This is a genomic window from Nostoc sp. JL23, from assembly GCF_017115065.1.
Classification (GTDB): domain Bacteria; phylum Cyanobacteriota; class Cyanobacteriia; order Cyanobacteriales; family Nostocaceae; genus Nostoc; species Nostoc punctiforme_A.
Map to the genome: position 1 here is coordinate 1 of NZ_JABXKN010000154.1, position 22,098 is coordinate 22,098.

The 22,098-nt window shown below is 42.1% G+C and carries 18 protein-coding genes; 7 read left to right on the forward strand and 11 right to left on the reverse strand.

The genetic code is table 11. The features are described 5' to 3' along the window. The first annotated feature begins 414 nt into the window (after positions 1-414). The 4 genes from HWQ42_RS34170 (at position 415) to HWQ42_RS34185 (ending at position 5,062) form a co-directional block, all read left to right on the forward strand. Positions 415-1,731, forward strand: a complete 1,317-nt coding sequence (locus tag HWQ42_RS34170) for a hypothetical protein (protein WP_292820306.1) — start codon at positions 415-417, stop codon at positions 1,729-1,731. A gap of 495 nt (positions 1,732-2,226) precedes the next feature. Next, positions 2,227-2,421, forward strand: a complete 195-nt coding sequence (locus tag HWQ42_RS34175) for a heavy-metal-associated domain-containing protein (protein ID WP_292733424.1) — start codon at positions 2,227-2,229, stop codon at positions 2,419-2,421. Positions 2,422-2,520: 99 nt separating this feature from the next. Next, positions 2,521-4,818, forward strand: a complete 2,298-nt coding sequence (locus HWQ42_RS34180; protein WP_292820309.1) for a heavy metal translocating P-type ATPase — start codon at positions 2,521-2,523, stop codon at positions 4,816-4,818. A 19-nt stretch (positions 4,819-4,837) separates the two neighbouring features. Beyond that, positions 4,838-5,062 (forward strand): hypothetical protein, encoded by a 225-nt coding sequence (locus HWQ42_RS34185; RefSeq protein ID WP_292820312.1) that lies wholly within the window; start codon positions 4,838-4,840, stop codon positions 5,060-5,062. 6 nt (positions 5,063-5,068) lie between these two features. Here HWQ42_RS34185 and HWQ42_RS34190 read toward each other — a convergent pair whose 3' ends face one another. Beyond that, positions 5,069-5,494, reverse strand: a complete 426-nt coding sequence (locus HWQ42_RS34190; RefSeq protein ID WP_292820316.1) for a heavy metal-responsive transcriptional regulator — start codon at positions 5,492-5,494, stop codon at positions 5,069-5,071. Between the two features lie 345 nt (positions 5,495-5,839). Between HWQ42_RS34190 and HWQ42_RS34195 the strand changes: the two genes are divergently transcribed. Next, positions 5,840-6,928 carry an aromatic ring-hydroxylating dioxygenase subunit alpha gene (locus HWQ42_RS34195; protein WP_292820319.1) on the forward strand — a complete coding sequence of 363 codons (1,089 nt, stop codon included), beginning with the start codon at positions 5,840-5,842 and terminating at the stop codon, positions 6,926-6,928. A gap of 620 nt (positions 6,929-7,548) precedes the next feature. Here HWQ42_RS34195 and HWQ42_RS34200 read toward each other — a convergent pair. Next, on the reverse strand, positions 7,549-8,226 hold the full coding sequence (locus tag HWQ42_RS34200) for a hypothetical protein (protein ID WP_292820322.1): 678 nt from the start codon (positions 8,224-8,226) through the stop codon (positions 7,549-7,551). A 95-nt stretch (positions 8,227-8,321) separates the two neighbouring features. Further along, a complete protein-coding gene (locus HWQ42_RS34205) occupies positions 8,322-10,316 on the reverse strand; it encodes a heavy metal translocating P-type ATPase (RefSeq protein WP_292820325.1) in 1,995 nt (664 codons plus the stop codon). Between the two features lie 574 nt (positions 10,317-10,890). On the opposite strand from HWQ42_RS34205, the gene HWQ42_RS34210 reads away from it, so the two are divergent. Then, positions 10,891-11,271 (forward strand): hypothetical protein, encoded by a 381-nt coding sequence (locus HWQ42_RS34210; RefSeq protein ID WP_292733442.1) that lies wholly within the window; start codon positions 10,891-10,893, stop codon positions 11,269-11,271. 235 nt (positions 11,272-11,506) lie between these two features. Here the strand turns inward: HWQ42_RS34210 and HWQ42_RS34215 are convergent, their stop codons facing one another. The 5 genes from HWQ42_RS34215 to pipX form a co-directional block, all read right to left on the reverse strand. Then, a complete protein-coding gene (locus tag HWQ42_RS34215) occupies positions 11,507-14,182 on the reverse strand; it encodes an RNA helicase (RefSeq protein ID WP_292820328.1) in 2,676 nt (891 codons plus the stop codon). Positions 14,183-14,309: 127 nt separating this feature from the next. Beyond that, positions 14,310-15,128: a pyrroline-5-carboxylate reductase gene (gene proC, locus HWQ42_RS34220; protein WP_292820330.1), complete on the reverse strand. Its 819-nt coding sequence runs from the start codon at positions 15,126-15,128 to the stop codon at positions 14,310-14,312. A 106-nt stretch (positions 15,129-15,234) separates the two neighbouring features. Further along, complete coding sequence (locus HWQ42_RS34225) at positions 15,235-15,834, reverse strand: cell division protein SepF (protein ID WP_292733451.1); 600 nt, start codon at positions 15,832-15,834, stop codon at positions 15,235-15,237. A gap of 385 nt (positions 15,835-16,219) precedes the next feature. Continuing rightward, a complete protein-coding gene (locus HWQ42_RS34230) occupies positions 16,220-16,888 on the reverse strand; it encodes a YggS family pyridoxal phosphate-dependent enzyme (RefSeq protein WP_292733454.1) in 669 nt (222 codons plus the stop codon). Then, positions 16,885-17,163 carry a transcriptional coactivator PipX gene (pipX, locus tag HWQ42_RS34235; RefSeq protein WP_069068710.1) on the reverse strand — a complete coding sequence of 93 codons (279 nt, stop codon included), beginning with the start codon at positions 17,161-17,163 and terminating at the stop codon, positions 16,885-16,887. Before pipX ends, HWQ42_RS34230 begins: the two co-directional genes overlap by 4 nt. A 225-nt stretch (positions 17,164-17,388) precedes the next feature. Between pipX and HWQ42_RS34240 the strand changes: the two genes are divergently transcribed. Continuing rightward, positions 17,389-17,568 carry a hypothetical protein gene (locus HWQ42_RS34240; protein ID WP_292733458.1) on the forward strand — a complete coding sequence of 60 codons (180 nt, stop codon included), beginning with the start codon at positions 17,389-17,391 and terminating at the stop codon, positions 17,566-17,568. Between the two features lie 414 nt (positions 17,569-17,982). On the opposite strand, the gene HWQ42_RS34245 is transcribed toward HWQ42_RS34240, so the two are convergent. The 3 genes from HWQ42_RS34245 to HWQ42_RS34255 form a co-directional block, all read right to left on the reverse strand. Next, positions 17,983-18,900, reverse strand: coding sequence for an energy-coupling factor transporter transmembrane protein EcfT (locus HWQ42_RS34245; protein ID WP_292820333.1), 918 nt, complete (start codon positions 18,898-18,900; stop codon positions 17,983-17,985). Between the two features lie 66 nt (positions 18,901-18,966). After that, positions 18,967-20,337, reverse strand: a complete 1,371-nt coding sequence (der, locus tag HWQ42_RS34250) for a ribosome biogenesis GTPase Der (protein ID WP_094349751.1) — start codon at positions 20,335-20,337, stop codon at positions 18,967-18,969. A 299-nt stretch (positions 20,338-20,636) separates the two neighbouring features. Continuing rightward, positions 20,637-21,833: a site-2 protease family protein gene (locus HWQ42_RS34255; protein ID WP_292820339.1), complete on the reverse strand. Its 1,197-nt coding sequence runs from the start codon at positions 21,831-21,833 to the stop codon at positions 20,637-20,639. Between the last annotated feature and the right edge of the window lie 265 nt (positions 21,834-22,098).

Consider the following 22,098-nt stretch of genomic DNA (forward strand, 5'->3'; position numbering starts at 1 on the left):
CTTGAGAAAACATATTTCTTGTTTTTCTTGGAATAATTTATTCTTTGGAAGTCCCCTATCTAGCTGATTGCAAAATAATCATCAATAATATGCGTTTATCGCATTAGTACGGTTTTACAATAGCTTCACAGATGCCATTCTAAATGAGGGAATAAAGATGGATACCCCTGGCGTTGACCAGGGGCTTTTTATTTAGCAGCTACGCCTAAACGTCAACACCGGACTCAATCGCGCCACAACGTCTACCATTTCTGCCTTAACCTGCACATCAATATGACCTGTGGATACCCCTTTTTTATGGTACAAAAATACTACAAAATAGCGATCGCACCCTTGGAGCTTTTGTAAAAAGCCACGTATTGTTTTTATTTCGAGCTTAGTTGTGGAATACTAAACTAAGCACTGAATCTATTTATGACCTTTTTACACAAAATTACTAAAAAATTTTCCCGTAATAACTCTCAAAATGTTTCTGGGATAAATCCATCTGTAATCAGCCAACAACCTACAGGACTGAAGCAACCAGCAAAACCATCACAACCAAAAACTCTAGCTGAATTAGAACAGGAAATAGCAGCACAGGGGCAGGTTAGCAGTATATCCCATCAAAAAAGACCTAGCAAAGCCAACAGAGGTATAGGTACTAAGTTGATATGGATAGCAATACTTATCGGTATTCCCGCAGGTGTGATTTGGCTGGCGAATCTACCTTACCCAATAATTCGCCGGACTGTGGTGCAAAATGCGCCTTTTTTATTGCTACCCAGTTACATGAGCATGGAACAGCATTATCGACAGGCGTTGGCATCAATTGAGCAAGCTGAATACTTGATTGAAAAACCCACTAGTGCGGCAGATTTGGCGTTGGGTGAACAACAACTGCAACAGACAAAAACACATTTGGATAACTTGCCAGTTGGGTTGGTTAACGATTGGCCGGAATACAAATATTGGTGGTACGACTGGCGGTTCAGCATTTACGGTCTGAATGCAGCGCGTCGTCAAGTAGGGCAACTAGAAGCCAAGGTTTTTCAGGAAAAAAATGCTCAAACCTTGCTCACTGATAATAGCCAGGCATTATTGAATGCAAAACAGCAGTATCAAATTGCTACAACAGTAACCGATAAAAAGTCGGCGATCGCAGATTGGCGTTCAGCACTGGATAAGTTAGAAGAAATTCCCGGACAAACCTTAGCCGGAAGAACTGCTCAAAATCAACTAGATGCCTACAAGCGTGATTTTAAAGAAGTTGTGGGATTAGCAGCGGGAAATGAACGCGTCAGTGCTTTAATTACCGCAGCACAGCAATTTTCTTGGCAAGCTGCTAAAGCTGGTCAAAATCCACCACACACAGTTACCGAATGGGAACAAATAGAAAATTTATGGTCAGAAGCGATTAATCGGTTAAAACAGATTTCTTCTGAAGATTTGGTAGGTTATGCAGAAGCACAAAAGTTATTAGCAACTTATGAGAGTAATTTGGGTCAAGTCAAAGTAAGACGACAAGCTGAGGCAGATTCTGTACAGGCTTTCTTCATGGCACAACGAGAAATAGAAAGCTTAATGGCTTCAATTCCCACTGACCCCAAAAATTTAGATCGCAATCGTATAATTAGTCAGTTACACGGGATTATTAACCAATTAGAAAAGGTAGAAAAAGGTACAACTGTTTATTTAAAAGCTCAAGAGTTATTGCTATCGGCAAATAATAAATTCAAGCAACTCCAGTGAGATTTCTCAACTGTCAACAACTAATACCAATTCTCTGTGAAGCTGCACATTATTTTGACCCCTCTCAACCTTCCCTGATTAAGGCTACGGTGTACACACAAGTCTAAAATAGCTGATTAACCAAGGTTTTACCCCATCCTAACCCTCCCCTTTCAAAGGTGAGGGTGACGATGAGATGAACTTTTAAGCACTTAAACAACAGTAAAATTCTTCATTTTATCGGCACGTTGGTAAGAAAATAATCAATCTTTAATCGCTAGAACCCTTGATTTTTCAAGCCATTTAGGGAATGAAACAGCCCTGCCCCAAACCAAAGTTGTAAAGAAATTTGAAGTTTAACGAAAAACTTTTAAAAATCTCTAGACTCTCCAGCCGGCTAGAGAGTCTAGGATAAATTCAAGGCGACTCTCTTTCCAGTTATTTCTGATGTGTGAGGGATACGTCTCAGTCATCCAGCTCAATCTGGCTAAGTTGTTCATTTTATCCCGTAAATCTATGACTCTCCAACTCACAGTTCCCAACATGGCTTGTTCTGCTTGTGCAAGCACCATCACCAAAACACTTCAGGCAGTCGATGCCAATGCTAGGGTTCAGGCTGATCCAACAACCAAGCTTGTCAGTGTAGAAACTCAAGCATCAGAAACAGCAATTAAGGAAGCGTTGGCTGCTGCGGGTTATCCAGTTGCTTAATTTTTAGCAACGACAGGCAGGAGGGAGAAGGAATAATGCTCTAGAGCCTCCTGCCTTCTTCACGCTCCTCTCACACTAATCACAGGGGTTCATCTAGTTATGGATACTCTCACACTCAAACTTCGAGGCATGAGTTGTGCCGCTTGCGCCAACAACATCGAAAAGGCAATTCGCTCTGTTTCTGGGGTAATTGACTGTAACGTTAACTTTGGGGCAGAGCAAGCTACCATCAAATACGATCGCTCTCTAGCGAATTTAGAGAAAATCCAAGCTGCGATCGCATCTGCGGGATACTCTTCTGACTCACTCCAGGAAGAATTGCTCTCTGAAGAAGATGATGCTGAAAAAGCAAGTAGGCGAGCATTACAACACCAACTCTCTCTCAAGGTAGTGGTGGGAGGTGTAATCAGCATTTTCCTACTTTTGGGGTCGTTGCCCATGATGACTGGGCTGAACTTACCTTTAATTCCAAACTTCCTGCAAAATTCTTGGGTGCAGTTAGTGCTGACAACACCTGTTGTTTTCTGGTGTGGTGGATCTTTTTACCGGAATGGCTGGAAATCCCTCAAGCGCCATACGGCGACGATGGACACGCTGATTGCTTTGGGTACAAGTGCAGCCTATCTATATTCTTTGTTTGTCACCATTTTCCCGAAATTTTTTATTGCTCAAGGTTTGATTCCTCATATTTATTACGAAGTTGCCGCCATTGTCATTACCTTAATTTTGCTGGGGCGGTTGTTGGAAAATCGCGCTAGGGGGCAAACTTCTGAAGCCATCCGCAAACTCATCGGACTGCAAGCTAGAGATGCCAGAGTTATCCGTGATGGTAGAGAAATTGATGTTCCCATCGCCGAAGTCAGAATCAACGATGTGATTTTGGTGCGTCCTGGTGAAAAGATTCCGGTAGATGGCGAAGTGATTGCAGGCGCTTCGACGGTAGATGAAGCGATGGTGACGGGTGAAAGTTTGCCAGTCAAAAAGCAGCCAGGAGATGAGGTAATTGGGGCGACGATTAACGGTGCGGGTGCATTTCAGTTTCGGGTGACACGAGTTGGAAATGATACGTTTTTGGCTCAAATAGTTAAATTGGTGCAACAAGCGCAAGGTTCTAAAGCACCAATTCAGCGCTTGGCAGATCGAGTTACAGGATGGTTTGTACCAGCTGTGATTGCCGTTGCGATCGCCACTTTCGTCATTTGGTTTAATTTCACTGGCAACCTCACCCTAGCCACAATGACAACGGTGGGTGTACTAATTATCGCCTGTCCTTGTGCTTTGGGTTTAGCTACTCCCACTTCTGTAATGGTGGGGACGGGCAAAGGTGCAGAAAATGGCATTTTAATTAAGGGTGCTGACAGCTTAGAACTAGCACACAAAATTCAAACCATCGTTTTAGATAAAACTGGCACTTTGACTCAAGGGAAACCGACAGTTACAGACTTTGTAACTATCAACGGCACAGCTAATGGTAATGAACTCCAACTTTTACAATTAGCAGCAACGGTAGAACGTAATTCTGAGCATCCTTTAGCTGAAGCGGTTGTAAAATACACCCAGTCTCAAGAAGTGAGTTTAATAGATGCAAAGAACTTCGTAGCTAATGCAGGTAGTGGTGTCCAAGCAGTTGTTGCAAATCAGCTTGTGCAAATTGGTACACAACGCTGGTTAACAGAACTGGGAATTAACACCATAACTCTCCAGCAATATAAAGATGTATGGGAAGCGGCTGGTAAAACAGTTATTTTGATTGCTGTAGATGGCGAACTACAAGGAATAATGGGTATTGCTGATGCCCTAAAACCTTCGTCAGCAGCAGTGGTGAAAGCGTTACAGAAGTTAGGTTTAGAAGTAGTAATGCTTACTGGAGATAATCGTAAAACTGCTGATGCGATCGCAAGACAAGTTGGCATCCAGCGAATCTTTGCCGAAGTCCGTCCAGATCAGAAGGCAGCGATTATTCAATCATTGCAAGGGGAGATAGAGAAATTTCCCAAATCCAAAATCCAAAACCCAAAATCTAAAATTGTCGCAATGGTAGGTGATGGCATTAATGATGCGCCAGCGTTAGCACAGGCTGATGTGGGAATTGCTATTGGTACGGGAACAGATGTAGCGATCGCAGCTAGCGATATCACCCTAATTTCTGGAGATTTGCAAGGAATTGTCACGGCTATTCAACTTAGTCGCGCTACCATCAACAATATCAGGCAAAATCTCTTCTTTGCCTTTATTTACAACGTCATTGGTATTCCTATTGCGGCAGGAATTTTGTTTCCTATCTTTGGTTGGTTACTTAATCCAATTATTGCCGGCGCTGCGATGGCTCTTTCTTCGCTCTCTGTTGTTAGCAATGCCCTGAGATTGCGTAACTTTCAACCAAAAATTAGCTCATAATTGCAGGGTAATTTAGCAAATGTTCAAAAAAACGCTTTGGGGAAGCCTGATAGCTTTAGTGCTGCTCACTGGAACATCAGGTGTAACATTCGCAGAAATGCCAGCCCATTCATCAGAGCAAACTAGCCAATTTCAACGCATTGAGCAACCTTTGGGCTTGAAAGTCGGTGTTGCGATCGCAGGTTTAGCCTTAATTGGACTAGAGTTGTGGTGGTTTCTTCTCTATAAAAGTCCTGATTCCTGATTAGTGTCAGTCCTGAGAGGTGTTTTGAATAATCGGACAAATTGTCTTCTCATGATGGTCGCTGATATTCTTCCAGCCTGAAAGTAATCCCTTGATTTCAGAGCGTAAAGTTAACAGTTGATCGATTTGGCGATCGATCTGCAAGACCTTCTCTTCAAGTTTTTCTTTGATTTCACCACAAGGAGTTTGCCCTTGGTCATAAACCTGAAGAATATTACCAATCTCTTCTAGGCTAAGACCAAGATTTTGTGCCCTTTTAATGAATGCTAGACGAGTTAGCACATCCAATGAAAACTGGCGAAAGCCTCCTTCTGTTCGTCTTAATGAATTGATTAAACCTAAACTCTCGTAATAACGAATTGTCCTAATGGGTATTCCAGTTAAATCTGTTACCTGACCAATTAAAAGTAGTTTTTTATCTTGAGTTAGCATGGTAGATTTTCCCAAGTTTTGTAATTATTATTACATATTTTGCTAAATCCAAGGGGTTTGAGAGTTTAGGCAAATCTTAGCATCAGTATTGGAACTTTTTATCTAACTAGAGATTTTACTAAGTTGTAAATTTTCAATCATCTATTATAAATGGATAGTTAGAATTTAGCTGATATTAAATTGGCATAATTTTGACATTTTTACTAATATTTATTCAAGATTTTACCTAATGATTTTTATTCATTTATTGGGTAGCTGTTTCTCATAGTACTGAAAGTAACTTTTTTTTTGGAGTTCCCATGTTACTTCTAGATCAACTGCTTCACTTCAAGTGAAACCATAAAAATGAATCTCAACTCGCAGACTTCTAGCTCAATCCGTAAACCTAAAATTTTCAATAATCCAGAGCGTTTTATTGAGGGATGGTATTGGGTAATACCTTCTCAAAATCTGCGGGTGGGTGAAGTAAAACCTGTCACGATTTTGGGTAGAGAATTAGTAATTTACCGTGGGAAAGATAAAAGAGTAGTTACCTTAGATGCCTACTGTCCACACATGGGCGCTCACCTTGCTGAAGGCAAAGTTGAGGGTAATGCACTACGTTGTTTTTTCCACCACTGGAAGTTTGATGCTGAGGGGATGTGTATTGATATCCCATGTTTAGATATACCACCTTCCCTAAAATTACAAACTTGGCCTACTGCTGAAAAATATGGGATGATTTGGGTTTGGACTGGAGAAATACCGCAACAACCTCTACCTTTTGTTCCAGAGTTAGAGCAAAAAGAGTGTGATGTCGCCATCCATTCCCACTTCTTGCTGAACTGTCACCCCAATGTGGTGATGATTAATGCAATTGATGCTCAACACCTCAATACAGTTCACAAATTGCCACTAGAAATTATTTTTGAAAGACACGAACTGAACGAGAATGCGATTATTTTCAGTAATACTACACCCATTCAAGACAATTTCTTGTTGATTAAGCTCATCCGTCTTTTCTACAAAAATGTCATAACTTACAGTATTTGCTATTGGTACGGTAGCATTGGCATTGTGACAATTGGGCCTGATTTCTTTCATATCCACATGATGGTTGCAGTTCGCCTCCATGAAGGGGGAAAAACTGAAGGTCAAGTTCTGTTGATGACTAAAAAACGTAAAGGAATTTTTGGTTGGTTATGCAATCGAGTTGTACTATGGCTGACTAAGATTACAGCTAAGTACTTTCTCATGGGTGACATCAAGATTCTTCAAACAATTCAGTTTGATTTGAAAACTCCCATCAAAGCAGATCACTCAATTATGCAGTTTATTAACCATGTTGAAAAACAGCAATCCCTAATGTGGGGGACTTGGCAAGAAATGCGATCGCGCGATGTGGAGAGCAAGCCCAGGCGTGAAAGATGGCAAGATACAATGAGTAATGACTAATATCATGCCTATATGACCAAAATTCCGTCAGACTGCTTGGCCAATTAAACGCACACGGTATCATAACTATTGTCAACAATCTTTGCAAGAAATGAAGTGCTTATAGGGGCGTATAGTATAGATGTACGCCTCTATCAATGAATGTTTAGCAGATATTTTGTGAAATAGTATAACAATTAATAAAGGTTAAAAGTTCAACAAAATTACTTTTAACTTTTAATCGATTTTTTACTGGACTAGTAGATAAATAAAAAGAAGTGGCAAAGCCACTTCCTAATTCCCAGGTAGAACCTAAGTTATGAGTATAACGATTACAAAAAATTGAAATAGTATAAACAAACACCAATTAACTGAATATCTCTATTTTCCTTGTTTCTAGGTGAGTAAATCCTGATTTCTATGCACGAAATAACTGTATATTTACATAAGTCTCATGATTGCAATCCAGACTAAATTTTATCCAGATCATCGCTTAAGATGTGTCAGTTTTATCTCTCCATCAAGAAGTTGCTGTTCTAATTGAAACTTGACTGCTTTACCAGCCTCAAAGACTCAGTATGAGAACGTTGTCTTCATAGTTACTCTAAGCCCTAGCAAGCAAACTGATGTTTAACATCCCACTACTCACTTGGATTCAATACAACGATAATTTCTGCAAGCCTAATCCCCAAAGGTTTCCAGTGGGGATTGCTGGAAGAAAAAGTAGCATCCCCAGATACTGATTGGTAGTCATTGGGAAACTTCTCATAAGCATTGGGAGCAGCGTTTACTCGTAAAATGAGTTTGCCTTGATAACGGGATAATTTACTACTATCCAACAAGATAGTACCGCCGTAATCCCACTCCAATCCATAGAGTTTAAAGTTACCTAACTTCTTACGTAATTCGCTTAATGGGGTTCCAACACCAATGCCTTCGCGGGTTTTCCAAGCTGAACCCAGGTTACGCACATCTAGAGGTTTGGTACGAGTATTATCACTCCAAACCACTAGTAGAGAGCGTCCCTGATTTAGATTTAACTGAGTAGCTGCAAAACTACCTATTCCTTCAGGACCAGAAATGGTTTTATCAACGAGATGGGATGCACCAAACAGTTTGACTAAATTCTGCTTGGTGGTTGTGCGTGTTATCGGCCCAACTCTTTCCCCAGGAACAATCAAGGTGTCTTTTGAGGTTTGTGATTTAGCAATAGTAACTGGATGATTGATTTTCTGCGGTATTGCAAAGGCTGGGTTGGCTGAATAGTTTAGCAGTAAAGCTAAAGTAGCTGTAGTAATAACTTTGATTGATGAATTCATCGGTTTTACTATTGGTTAGTAGAATATGAGTGAGAAGCGCTCATAGTTTAACTACTACAATTTCCCAATTATAGATTCCCAATTTTCCCAAAATTTTATTTCATCGCTCTAGTTGCATTTAAAATTGCCAGCATTGCTACTCCAACGTCAGCAAATACAGCTTCCCACATTGTCGCTATCCCGAAAATACCCAATCCAATAAATACACCTTTAATTGCTAACGCAAACCCAATATTTTGCCAAACAATTTTGCGAGTTTTTCTGGCGATTTGGATTGCTTCTGCAACTTTGGATGGAGCATCTGTCACAATTACAATATCGGCAGTTTCGATCGCTGCATCTGAGCCTAATCCACCCATTGCCATACCAACATCTGCTCTAGCAATCACTGGGGCATCATTAATCCCATCCCCAACAAAGGCAACTTTACCATGCTTGCCGGCGGTGCTGAGTAACTTCTCAATGGCATTAACTTTTTCTTCAGGTAATAACTCTGCTTCGTAGGTATCTATGCCAAGCTGTTGAGCAATGCGGGAAGCGATCGCGTGATTATCTCCTGTCAACATTACTGTTCTCTCTACACCCATTCGTTTGAGTGCTTGAATAGCAAGTCTTGCATCTTCTTTCAGTTCATCAGCAATCACAATATATCCAGCGTAAATATTATCCACTGCTAGGTGAATAACTGTTCCCTCTAACTGGCAATTATTGTGAGAAATCTTCTCTCTATGTAATAGGCGATCGCTTCCTGCTATTACTACCCTATTTTCAATCTTGGCTCGAATTCCATAGCCTGCTATTTCTTCATAATCTCTGATCTCAAATTCATCGATTTTCCTACCATAAGCCTTGCAGATAGATTGAGCGATGGGATGATTTGAGTGCGATTCTACTTTGGCAGCTAATAACAGCAGTTCTTGTTGATCCCAGCCATTTAAGGGGACTATTTCTACTACTTTGAATACCCCTTTCGTTAACGTTCCAGTTTTATCAAAAACAACTGTATTTACTGCATTTAAAGTATCTAAAAAAGTAGAGCCTTTAACCAAAATACCACGTTTAGCTGCACCTCCCACACCTCCAAAGTAACCTAATGGAATACTAATAACGAGTCCACAGGGACAGGAGATAACTAGTAAAATTAGAGCGCGATAAACCCATTCAGAAGAAGTTGCACCCGAAATGAATAAAGGAGGCAATATTGCAACTCCTAGAGATGTAAAAACTACGATTGGTGTATAATATCGGGCAAATTTAGTAATAAACTTTTCTGTTGCTGCTTTTTTGCTTTTGGCATTTTGCACCAAGTCTAAAATCTTGGCAATGGAAGATTCATCAAATAGTTTTGTGACTTTAATGACGAGCGCACCTATTTTATTGATCGTCCCAGCGAAAACTGCTTCTCCGATTTTTACCGTTCGCGGTACAGACTCTCCAGTTAATGCAGATGTATCAACTTGCGAATTCCCATCTATAATTTCGCCATCCAAGGGAATCTTTTCTCCAGGCTTGACAACGATAATATCGCCAATATTTACTGTTTCTGGCGATACTTTCTTGAGTTCTCCCTCTATTTGGATATTTGCATAGTCCGGGCGGATTTCCAATAATGATTTGATCGAATTACGGGAGCGACTGATGGCAATATCTTGGAACAATTCTCCAATTTTATAAAATAACATGACTCCGACAGCTTCGGGTAATTTATGAATTGCGATCGCTCCTAATGTTGCTACTGTCATCAAAAACGTTTCATCAAATACTCTACCTCTGACTATATTGCGCCCAGCAGTTTTTAAAACACTCCATCCACTTAATAAATAAGCAGGAATAAAAAGCAGATATTCACCTATTGAGTAGAATGTATTGTGTAATTGATTTTCAAAAATTACACCAGGCGCATATAAACTTAAAATTGCTACCAAAGGCAATATCTCATTTTTCAGATTGAATTCTCCACCGTGTTCGTGATTGTGGTCATGGTTATGATTCTCATCATGATTGTGATTATGAACATGGTTATGATTCTCGTGATGGTCATGTTCACTGCTGCAACAATCTGAAGATTCTGAATGTACTTTCCGCTTCATTTTTTCTATGCATCCTAGTAAATTACTTGATATATTAGCCTTTTCCCAAATGTAATCAAAAAAATAAATTTTTACAAGTTGATATTTTAAGAACGAGAATCTATCTCAAAATTATTGCTAAATACATGTGTTATCTTTTGGTTAAAATTAAGATTTATAATCTTCTAAAGATAGCGCTAATGGTTCTGAATTGTATAGAATAATCTCAGATGTAACTTTTGTTCGTAGTAAGCGATTTATCGCTCTGTATAAAAACTTAGAGGGTTACAGCCGCTAATTACGAGCTTTAATTTAGTTAAGCTCTTATACTTGCATCAAGCCAACAATCACTATCTTGGGAATATACAGCGGATTTAAGTTTGCTCAATTACATAACTTGCGTCTCAAAGCTAGACATCAAGTCTTTTTGATTGCTGAATTATGATGTAGTAAATAATTTACAATCCAACTGGTGTAGAGATGGAACTTTCTTGGGTAACAAGTGTCTATCTAGCTATTCTCAGGGAAAATTTACTTGAAGTTTGAAAGTTAATCGAATACCCTAATCTAGTAGACAATTTTTTCAAGGAAATCTATGAACAAAAAAATTCTCCTGAATTTGCTTTCCACTTCCTCAATTTTTGTGTCGATGATGTCTACGCTGGTGGCATTTCATCCTGCCCATGCTAGTGGTAGCATTACACAGCGATTACTACACACACAAGACGGTCGTACCTGTATCACTAACCCACATGGTGGGCAAGATTTTGTGTGCATTCGAGATTCAGAGAGAAAACGTCCATATACCTCTAAAAGTTCCTCAACAATTGTCACATCAGTATCAGATAAGAATATTGCGATGTTGAACTTTACTGAAGAGGAAAGCGATGCTGCAATTAGGGTATTTGGTTGCGACTGTCCATTATGTATAAATTCTTTGCGTCAGTTGCAGGGTACTGGAAACTTGGTGTACTAAGATTGAATAGCGCTGATAGCGACTATAACTTTTGTTAGATACACGTGATTAATCACGTATAAAAGATATACGAAACCAAAGAAGCATTTTTAACTACGTACCATTACTATTATTTGGCCACATGCAAATTGATTGTTAGGGCGATTTGTAGGGGCAATTCATGAATTGCCTCTACAGCGCCTTTTTTTGTGTAAGTGCTGAGAGAAAAAGACGCACAGAAATTGCCACGTCCTATTTATTCAACCACCTCATTCACAGGGAATCTATCAATCAACTGCATCGCCCGATAGGCATTACGCAAGAAAGAGTCTGGCAAATGGGGAATGTGGGGTATCTGCGACAATAAATCCAAAGTTCGGCGTAAAATTCTCACCACATCGCCTTCATCCAAGGTAGTGTTCTCGCAGAGTTCAATCCACTCCATTCCCAGCGCCCATTGTTCGACTATGGCAATTAACTCAAATTCCAACCATATAGGCAGCGCTACGTTATACCGCCGTTGTCGTTGGAACATTTGGTGGCGAATTCCCCGCAATTTTTTCAAGGCTTCTGCCACTTCATTACTAAGGTCAAAGTTAACCTTGCTATCTGGACGGGGGGTTTCCATCACTAAAGCCGCTGCTGCTGCTGCTAAATGATGCGGGTCTAAGTTGTCCAATTCACCACTAGCGAATACTAAACCCAGCCACAATTCATTTTCCCCTCGAATGGCGGCAGCGATTCGCCCTAATTGTGTGGGGACTAAGTTATCCAAAGCGTCAAAATGTTGCAGAATGGCGATTAAATTGAGAAATTCTTCCCAATGACGTTGTGACTGTTGCTCTACTTGCCCTTGCAACTGTTCGAGTTCGGCTTCTAATTCGACATAGCGGGCCCGACGCTTGAAAAGCGTTGCGGCATTGCCTGATTGATGTAGGGGATGAGCTTCTAATTGCTCTTGGATGGCGGTAACGTGACTGAGTTGTTCTGCTACTTCTGGTGCTAGATGCAAAGATTCTATCGGATTAGGAATACACACAGCGATCGCAAAACTTTCTTCGTTACCACGGCGCGATTGTCCTGGCTTCAAAGGCATTTCTGGCGGTGGTAGTACATTAGGCGGCACCTCTATTCGCGGTAGTTCGGCATACAAATCGACTACATCCCCTGTAGTTGCCACATACCAGCGGTTATCGTGCCCCAAGCATACCAAGTAAGGAGCTTGACCAGAACCAGGCGATTTTCCTACTAAAACTGCCGTTACCGGGGAAGACACTGTGATATTTTTCCCCTTGAGACTCAACAGAGTTCCTGATACTGCAAAGCCCAACATCATCACCAATTCCTCTTGGCGGTTTTCCTGTGCTTGCTCTTGCAAGGTTTTCAATATCTGGCGTTCCACCTTCAGGCGTTGCCGCAATTTTTCATAAACAGCCAGTTCATTTTCATTAACTGCGGCGATTTGCTCATGAAGTTGAGCTAATTGGGTTTGCAATTCGGCAATCTCATCGTATTCTGGCCGTAAATGCAAAGTCGCCATGTACTGCCCAAAACTGCGCTCTATCAGTTCCCTGGTTTGCTCTAGGGTATGGGTTTGCAGCAAGTTGAGTACCATGCCATAACTGGGCGTAAACTGGCTTACTAGAGGGTCTGGCTTGGATGTTCCCAAATACGCCGCTTCTTTGGCTCCTTCAAAGGGAGTTTGGACTGTCACCACATGACCTTGTTTATCCATCCCCCGGCGGCCTGCTCGTCCCGCCATTTGCAAGAATTCGGAAGCGTTCAATAGGCGGTGTCCGGTGTCAGTCCGTTTAGAAAGGGTAGAAATTACCGTTGTCCGGGCGGGCATATTAATTCCCGCTGCTAATGTCTCGGTGGCAAATACTACTTTAATCAGCCCTTGCTGAAATAGTTCTTCTACCAGTGCTTTCCAAGCAGGTAAAATTCCCGCATGGTGGGCAGCAATTCCCCGGTATAGAGGGGCAATTTGTCCCGAACGCCCTGCTTCGGGATTGCGAGCTAAAAAGTCATCAATCTGTTCGCGTAAAATTTGGGACTCTTCACTATTTACCAGCCATAAATCTCCCACTTCCGCCACCGCTTTATCACATCCCCGGCGGCTGAAGATGAAGTAAATCGCTGGTAGCATATCCCGTTGCTCTAACTGGCTGAGGGTATAAATTATACCGGGAGCCTCCGGTCTGCCATTTCTCCCTCTGTCCCTTTCTCCCCCTTTTCCCTTCTTCTTCTGAAGTCGGGGGTTAATTTTGGTTTTGCTATCATTTAGCAGGGGAAATAACCCTTTGGGATTGCAAAAGTGAAATTCTAAGGGAACTGGGCGAAAATCAGAGTAAATCAGGTCTGTTGGCCCGTGAACGCGATTTAGCCAATCGGTGAGTTGATCGCTATTGGCAACCGTTGCTGAGAGGGCTGCCAGTTGCACTTCACGGGGACAATAGATGATTGATTCTTCCCAAACAGTACCGCGCTGGCGATCGTTCATGTAGTGGCATTCATCAAGTATCACCGCTTCAACGTCTACTAATGAGATGCCGATTTGCCCAATGGGTGTACCATAGAGCATATTTCGGAAAATTTCTGTGGTCATCACCAAAATCGGTGCATCCCTGTGAATGGAAGCATCTCCAGTTAATAGCCCGACTCGATCAAACCCGAATTTTTCTCGAAAGTCACGTAATTTTTGATTCGACAGCGCCTTCAGGGGAGTAGTGTAAAATACACGTTTTCCTCGCGCTAGGGCGCGATAAATGGCGTATTCCCCAACTAATGTTTTGCCCGAACCTGTGGGGGCACATACGACTACGGAGCGTCCAGCGTTCAGGGACGCGATCGCTTCTTTTTGAAACTGATCCAGATCAAAGGGGAATATAAACCCTAAGTCAAGTTCTGGAGACGGTGCAGGATAATTCACTCAATCACATTTGCAACCAGATTGTTTACTATACTAACGAGTCTTTTGTCAACTTCGTTATTAGTCATTGGTCATTAGTCATAAGTTTTTCACAAAGGATAAAGGACAAATGACAAAGGACTCTTTATTATTTTCCCAGCTCTTGCGATCGCTCTGTGGCAGCTTTGACTGCTTCAATTAAAGCGGAACGAAATCCTGCCTGTTCTAGCTTGGCAATCCCCGCAATGGTTGTACCACCGGGACTGGTAACGCGATCTTTGAGTTCTGCTGGGTGCATTTTGGTTTCATGTAACAGTTTTGCTGTTCCCAGTACGGTTTGCAAGGCTAGTTGATTGGCAATCGCTCTAGGTAAACCTGCGGCGACTCCACCATCTGCAAGTGCTTCTACTAACAGTGCCACGTAAGCGGGGCCACTCCCAGATAGCCCTGTAACTGCATCCATCAGCGCTTCTGACACTTCTACAACTTCACCCACAGCAGAAAAAACTTGCTGTGCTATTTGGTAATGCTTGGCATTGGTATATGCACCTAAACAAATCGCGGTAACTCCTGCTCCCACCGTTGCTGGGGTGTTGGGCATTGCTCTAATCACTGGCAATTGCACAAATGCAGCTTCTAGCTGACTTAAGGGCACACCTGCCAAAATAGAAATGATTAGAGGTGTATGTTCTCTATTAAGAATATCAATATCTGCTAATTCTTGAGCGATCGCACTAAACACCTGCGGTTTCACTGCCAAAAATAGAACTTCTTTTGCTTCGGTGAAAACCTGGCTATTATCTGTCGTCACAGCAACAGCGTATTGCTGTTTTAAAAAATCTAGGCGTGAAGATAGCGGTTCGCTAACTATGACTTCTGATGATTGATAAATTCCACGCGCGATAAGGCTGGATAAGAGCGCTTCTCCCATTACCCCGCCACCAATTAGGCCAAATTTTATAGTCATTAGTCATTAGTCATTGGTCATTAGTCATTAGTCGTTTGTCATTTGTCACCATGAGCAAAACCCAGGACAAATGACAAAGGACAAAGGACTAAATACTAATTTAACTTTATTGTGCCATCCGGTTAGTTTCGTTGCCCCAGGTTTGATTTGGAGTACCTGTAGGACGGGAGGGACGTACTGGTGGTTGTGGTACTTCATGAAGAACGCCACCTTGGGTACTAACTTGGACGCAACTTGGTGTAAACAAAAAGATGCTTTCTCCGATGCGCTCTTGATGTCCATCTAATGCGTAAGTACCACCTGCAACAAAATCTACTGCTCGTTGAGCTTGATCTGGGTCCATGATTGTCAGATTTAATACCACTGACTTGCGTTCGCGCAACGCTTGAATTGCCTGGGGCATTTCTTCAAAGGTGCGTGGTTCGAGTACTAAAACTTCCGAAATTCCGTTAATTGCTCCTGGCATACCAATCACATTCCCCATTGGCTTTGAACCTGCTGTCATATCATCTCCCATTGTAGGCACTGGTTCCCGCCAGCGTCGATTTTGAGCGGCTGGACTCTCTTGTGGCGCTGGTTGGGGATTTTCTTGCTGATACAGATTTTGATAATTATTATCTGTTTCTGGTTCTTCTTCGTAATACTCGTATTCTACTTGCTCATTTAGACCCACAAAGTCTCTGAGTTTGGAAAAAATGTTGTTCATTGTGTGTGTACTCTCCTGGTGCGAATAGCCTGTATTGACTTGGCTGAGGATTAGTTGAGCTAAGAGCGATGCATAAGGCGGTAAACTACGCTACATCGGTGGATACTTCAGCAAGTGTATTGCTATTTGTAGCTCATACTACGGATTTTGGCGATGAACTGACACTTATTGGAAAGGTCTGTGCATCGCCTAAACATAATAATGAGTCAAAATTATATCCTAAGGTTTAACCGAAGGAAACTTCTTTATACCCCATTTTCTCTTAGCGATTGCTTTTGTCAATACTATATCCTTTGTTTCGGATTGCACCAGTCTGTGACAAAATTCTTGTCAACAAATCCTTAGCTTCTATTAATACTGGCCTGCAAGACTGATGATTAATCGGCTAAGAGCGATCGCCAAACAAGATTGTTCCTAATCGTACCATCGTTGCGCCTGCTTGCACTGCTAGTTCGTAGTCGCCTGACATACCCATAGATAGGTGCTGCATTTTAATATGCGACCAATTTTGCTCCTGGATTTCTTTTGCCAACTCACGATTGAGATTAAACACATTTAGAATTTCGGAATCATTTAATCCTGATGGCGGAATTGTCATCAAACCTTGAATTTGTAAACTTTTGTATTGATTGAGTGTGGGTAAATCAGCCAAAAGTTCTGGCACACTCCAACCAGACTTGTTGGGATCGGGGAGAATTTTCACTTGCAGGCAAACCTGGGGACTCACTCCTAGCTGTTGCGCCAATTGGTCTAAGCGCTGTGCCAGCTTCAAATTATCCACAGAGTGAATCCAAAGGAAATGCTCGATGGCTTTTTTGGCTTTATTGCTTTGCAAATGTCCAATAAAGTGCCAGGTAATATCCGGTAAGTCTTGCAACTCGGCTTGTTTGCTGGCAGCTTCTTGGATACGACTTTCCCCAAAATCACGAATTCCTGCGTTGTATGCAGACCGAATGGCCTGGGCAGAAACTTGCTTGCTAACAGCAATCAATTTGACTGAAGTTGGCAGTGAGGAACGAATGGAAAGAATACGTTCGGAAATCGAACTGTTCATTGGAAGGTGCGCTGGAAAACACTCTGAAGCTGATCGTACTCCTGAGAATGCCCACTGCGCCGCAGGGTACGTAAGCGATTTTCCAACATCATTCTCGCCTCAGTACGTCCTAGAGACTGGAATTTAACACCTTTAACGTCATTTGCCACCAAAAAAAATAAGCGTTGGGCATAAAGTGTGGTGAACAAATCCTGGTTCTCATCAACCATACAGATTTTGTAGAGTAAACCCCAAGTTGGATGGTTTATGTAAGTTTCTGCGTTTTCTGGATTCATTTAAGAGTCAAGGTGTAGTCAAGGTGGAAGTATATATATCTTTTCGCAGTGAATTCCAAACATTCAGACGATAATACCAACATTCGTCAGAATATTTGGTTAAAATGCGAAGCTGCGGTTACGAAGACCTTGATCTAGTTCCTAATGGGCAGATGAAGCTAGTGGTAGTGAAGCGCAATGGTACAACAGAAGCCGCGAAGCGTAGATTCAAAGAGTAGAGGCTGTTTGACAAATATCACCATCTGCTTTGGTGACTTCAATTTACTAATTTGTAGGGACAAGGCACAAAATATTCCCGATCCTCTGGTTGAAAGTTCGACGTGGGAAGGAAAAACACCCTTTGAAATTCCCAACGGCAACGACGAATTTTTCAACTTCTTTCCATACTGCCACAACTGTCGCTGAATGGCACAAAATTGGGGAGTAGGGAGTGGGTACTGGAAAGAAAACTATCATTTATGCAAAAGGTCTATCGATTATCCAGTATTTTCAGTGGTGGAATTTGTGCCTGAGCGTTGTGCAGAGATTCATAAGGATACTCGGTCAAAAATCTTAAGATTAGTTTTTAGTGTTCGCGCAACGCTGGTTAATACCTAAAATCTACAGTAAATGCTAGGGGATCAATTTTATGGCTGGGTAGCTACTCAAATTACCCTACCATATTGTTACCTATAGCTCAATACTTTTCGGTTAAGGCAAGAGACGCGATGAATCGCCGTCTCTACAATAATCAGTCTTTGGTAGAGACGGCAATTTAATGTTTTACTTCTGACTCCTGAATTCTGCTGTATTACCTCTTACCATTTTCTCAGTGCAAAATTACGCCTGAGTTCCTATAGCTAGTCGTATTCCCCAGAATAAGATTAAAATTGCGATCGCCAGCCAGTCACGCCCTTTTAATCGTAAGTCGTGCCACTGCACTCGATGCTCATTGGGACTGGTAAAACCCCGCACCATCATGGCATTCGCCATTTGATCGGCTCGTAAGAGCAGATTTTCCAAAAGTCTCTCTGCGACTGTCATCCAAACCTTGAATGCTCCTTTTAATCCCAGCTTTTTCCAATTAATTGCCCTTGTCATCACGGAGCGAAATAAGTTTTGCACTTCTTCTAAAACCAAGGGAATGAAGCGCAAGGACAAGGTTAAAGTCAAAGCAATTTCTGTGACAGGCAACTTGAAGCGTCGCAAGGGTTGCATTAAGCTTTCTATGCCAGATGTGATTTCTTCTGGTGCGGTTGTCAGTAGATAGAGGTTGGTGCTGTAAATTACGGTAAAGATAAGTGTACTCAGGCGTACCGCCAAACTCAATGAGTAGCGAGTCACTTTAACCGGGCCTTTGTGAAATAGCACGTACCTGTATGCTTTTTTCTCAGGGGCTGGCTCTTTAATATTATTAGAGTTTGCTGGCTGCGTTAATATTTGTTCATTAGCTGGCAGACGTGACTGATAATCTACACCCAGCCCATCAGGACTAATGGCTGCGATCGCTAGCACAAAAAACGATAGCATTAATAGCCAACCCATTTGCTGCTGCCATACGCGTCGAGGAATTCTGGCAATCAAGGTGGCAATAATCAAAATTACCACCAGCAGCACCCGCCAATTGTTATTGGCTAAAACATAGCTTGTTAAAAAGCTCATCAACCAGGCGAACTTGACTCGCGGATCGATTTTATGTAGCCAAGTTTGGGGTTGTTCTAAATAAAGTCCAAGTGGCAGCGATCGCAATAAATCCATTTTAGAGTTAGGAATGAGGAATGAGGAGTCTCTCTTGTACAGACGCGATTCATCGCGTCTCTATTCCTAACTTATTTTGACGCGAGTTGCTCTATTAACATTACCACTTTCGGCATCACGGACTTTTTTGCTCCGCCACAGTAAAATAATTGGCGTGCCTTTAAATCCTAGCTGTTGACGAAATTGCCGTTCAATGTAGCGACGGTAGTTGTCATTGAAGCGTTTTGAGTCGTTGACAAATAGTGCGATCGTTGGTGGTTGGCTACTTACTTGTGTACCATAATAAATCTTCCCTTGACGCCCACCACGAGATGCTGGCGGTGAATGCCAACTGACGGCATCTGTTAAGACTTCGTTAATTACTGATGTGCTGACACGGCGTTTGTGTGATTCAGCCGCCGTTTTCACCAATTCTAAAATCTTTTCTACTCGTTGTCCTGACAAGGCACTTACAAAAATTGTTTCTGCCCATTCGGTAAAATGTAACCGTGATTGCAGAGTTTTTTCGTAGTCGTAGATTGTGTAAGAGTCTTTTTCGACAGCATCCCACTTATTAACAACGATGATGCAAGCTCGACCTTCTTCGATAATCCGCCCAGCTAGTTTTTGGTCTTGCTCGGTGACTCCATCTACAGCGTCTATTACTAATAAAACCACGTCAGCGCGACGAATCGCTTTGAAAGCACGGTTAATACTAAAAAATTCTGTGCCGTATTCGATGTGTTTCTTTTTGCGAATACCGGCGGTGTCAATCAAGCGATAGGTTTGTCCTTCCCGTTCAATGACGGTATCAATAGCATCGCGGGTTGTGCCAGAAATTGGACTGACAATTGCCCTTTCTTCCCCAACAAAAGAGTTGAGTAAGCTCGATTTGCCCACATTCGGTCGTCCTACAATTGCTACTTTGATTTCATTCGTGTCTGGAATGTCTTCAATCGCAGGGATGTGATTAACTAACTCGTCGAGTAACTCTCCTGTGCCACTGCCATGAATCGCGGAGATGGGGTAAGGTTCGCCCAATCCCAATTCCCAAAACTCGGCAGCTTGCATTAAGCCTTGTTCTGGGGATTCACATTTATTTACTGCTAGTAGCACAGGTACGGGTTGTTGGCGCATCCATTCGGCGATTTCTAAATCTGCCGATGTGGGGCCTGTTTGACCATCGACTACAAAAATAGCGCCACACGCTTCTGCAAGGGCTGTCATTGCCTGTTGGCGAATCAGTGGCAAAAATTCGGTATCATCATTAAAAACTAAACCACCAGTGTCTACCACTAAAAATTCACGACCATTCCAGAAAGCTGGAAGATAAGTGCGATCGCGTGTCACTCCCGGTTCATCATGGACAATCGCCGTTTGTTCCCCGGCGAGTCGATTAACCAGGGTGGATTTGCCCACATTTGGGCGTCCGATAATTGCAACAATTGGCAGTGCCATAAAACCAGGGTAAGTGAGAGGTGTAGTATATCACGTTCCTCCATTTTACTCACTTTAAACTTGAAGTTTTAATTTTTGGGGATTGGGGACTGGGGACTAGGAAAGAAAAGATGAGTAAGATTTGGTTGGGTTTCAATGCCCAATGCTCACGTATTCAGTGATGTCAATGCTTTTAAAAATAAAAAAGGTAGGAAACCCTACCTTTTACCCAAAAAAAGCATTTTGTAACCAAATACCAAATTCAATATCACACATGCTTTTGACGTATCTATTGCAAACCTATGACGAGGATGTGACGTTTAATTTGTAGCTGATTTCGCGATTACTCCCAGTTGCAACCCAGGCGGATAGCTACCTTCTTCCTTGATGCGCTTAATTTCAGCATCGGTGATCTGCAAATTTAACTTTTGTGCTAGCGATCGCACAATATCTCCCCGGTCAATTACACCAGCTACAGCACCAGCAGGAGAAAGGACGGTAATTCTCGGTAACTGCTCATTTTCTAGCTTGTTAATTACCTCAGCGATCGATGTTGATTCTGCAACAGTAGGTATTTCTGTCAGTGGACGCACTATGCTGTGCAAAGTTTGGGTTTCCCATTCACCCCTTTGGGTTAAACGGAAATCGTCAATGGAAACTAGACCCCGATAACGTCCATCAGATGCAGCAAAATAAACCTGTGAGGGAGTGGTTTCCAACAGGTATAAATCAGCAAAGGAACGCAATGTCTGGTCAGCATCAATTACACGAAAGTCACGGGTCATCGCATCGGCTGCCACCACCTTGAGTAGGCTTTCTTGCAATGTAGTCATGTTGTCATAGGTGTTAGCGTTGCGGACAGCAAACCAACCTAACAGCGCAATCCACAAACCAACTACTAACTCTCTGGTGACGAAATCTACAACAAATCCTAAAGCGATCGCACTATAACCCAATATTTGCCCAGCCCTTGCAGCCCAGTGTACGGCTTGAAAACGATTACCTGTTATTTGCCATAGTGCTGCTTTTAACACTTGCCCTCCATCTAGAGGTAAGCCGGGAATCAGATTAAATAGAGCTACCACCAAGTTAATTCTCGCCAAATCACCGACCATGACACTGAGAGGATTCGTATCAGGTATTACAATAGCCGCCAGACGGAGCAGGACAAATAGGATGATACTCACTAAAGGACCAGCGATCGCAACTTGAAAGGCTTTGAAAGGAGTTTTAGATTCTTCTTCAATGGCAGCAATCCCGCCAAACATAAATAGGGTAATTGAATTAACTCTAATCCCTTGCGATCGGGCTACTAAGCTATGACCCAACTCATGTAACAACACCGAACCAAATAGCAGCAGTGCCATAACTATGCCAGCACTCCAAGCTATAACAGGCCCCCATTCCTGATAAGCTACCCCAAAGTTAAGGGTTGCCAACCCCAAAATCACAAACCATAACGGGTCTAAAAACAGGGGAATTCCAAATAATGACCCAATTCTCCAATTTGTTTGCATTACACTGCCCTAAAACTAGATATCGCCAGTACTTTTTATACCTAGATACTATGCATATTCGTATACACATTTATATTGAGCATCAATTTGGTAGTAACAAGTGACGAAATGCTCTTATTTCTAGAATAGACAATTAATGCCTGTGAGCAAAACTCTGGAATTGGGAATTGGGCATGGGTCATAAGTTATTTCTTTCCTACTCCCCCTGCCCAAAATCATTTCTAGGAGTTTTGCATTGATAGCGGGGTTACAAGTAACACCTCTG

Coding starts and splice junctions, on each gene's coding strand:
- HWQ42_RS34255 (WP_292820339.1), bottom strand. CDS start 21,833: ATGCAAACAAATTGGAGAATTGGGTCATTATTTGGAATTCCCCTGTTT.
- HWQ42_RS34195 (WP_292820319.1), top strand. CDS start 5,840: ATGAATCTCAACTCGCAGACTTCTAGCTCAATCCGTAAACCTAAAATT.
- HWQ42_RS34225 (WP_292733451.1), bottom strand. CDS start 15,834: ATGAACAACATTTTTTCCAAACTCAGAGACTTTGTGGGTCTAAATGAG.
- HWQ42_RS34210 (WP_292733442.1), top strand. CDS start 10,891: ATGAACAAAAAAATTCTCCTGAATTTGCTTTCCACTTCCTCAATTTTT.
- HWQ42_RS34180 (WP_292820309.1), top strand. CDS start 2,521: ATGGATACTCTCACACTCAAACTTCGAGGCATGAGTTGTGCCGCTTGC.
- HWQ42_RS34245 (WP_292820333.1), bottom strand. CDS start 18,900: ATGGATTTATTGCGATCGCTGCCACTTGGACTTTATTTAGAACAACCC.
- der (WP_094349751.1), bottom strand. CDS start 20,337: ATGGCACTGCCAATTGTTGCAATTATCGGACGCCCAAATGTGGGCAAA.
- HWQ42_RS34175 (WP_292733424.1), top strand. CDS start 2,227: ATGACTCTCCAACTCACAGTTCCCAACATGGCTTGTTCTGCTTGTGCA.
- pipX (WP_069068710.1), bottom strand. CDS start 17,163: ATGAATCCAGAAAACGCAGAAACTTACATAAACCATCCAACTTGGGGT.
- proC (WP_292820330.1), bottom strand. CDS start 15,128: ATGACTATAAAATTTGGCCTAATTGGTGGCGGGGTAATGGGAGAAGCG.
- HWQ42_RS34200 (WP_292820322.1), bottom strand. CDS start 8,226: ATGAATTCATCAATCAAAGTTATTACTACAGCTACTTTAGCTTTACTG.
- HWQ42_RS34190 (WP_292820316.1), bottom strand. CDS start 5,494: ATGCTAACTCAAGATAAAAAACTACTTTTAATTGGTCAGGTAACAGAT.
- HWQ42_RS34230 (WP_292733454.1), bottom strand. CDS start 16,888: ATGAACAGTTCGATTTCCGAACGTATTCTTTCCATTCGTTCCTCACTG.
- HWQ42_RS34205 (WP_292820325.1), bottom strand. CDS start 10,316: ATGAAGCGGAAAGTACATTCAGAATCTTCAGATTGTTGCAGCAGTGAA.
- HWQ42_RS34170 (WP_292820306.1), top strand. CDS start 415: ATGACCTTTTTACACAAAATTACTAAAAAATTTTCCCGTAATAACTCT.
- HWQ42_RS34185 (WP_292820312.1), top strand. CDS start 4,838: ATGTTCAAAAAAACGCTTTGGGGAAGCCTGATAGCTTTAGTGCTGCTC.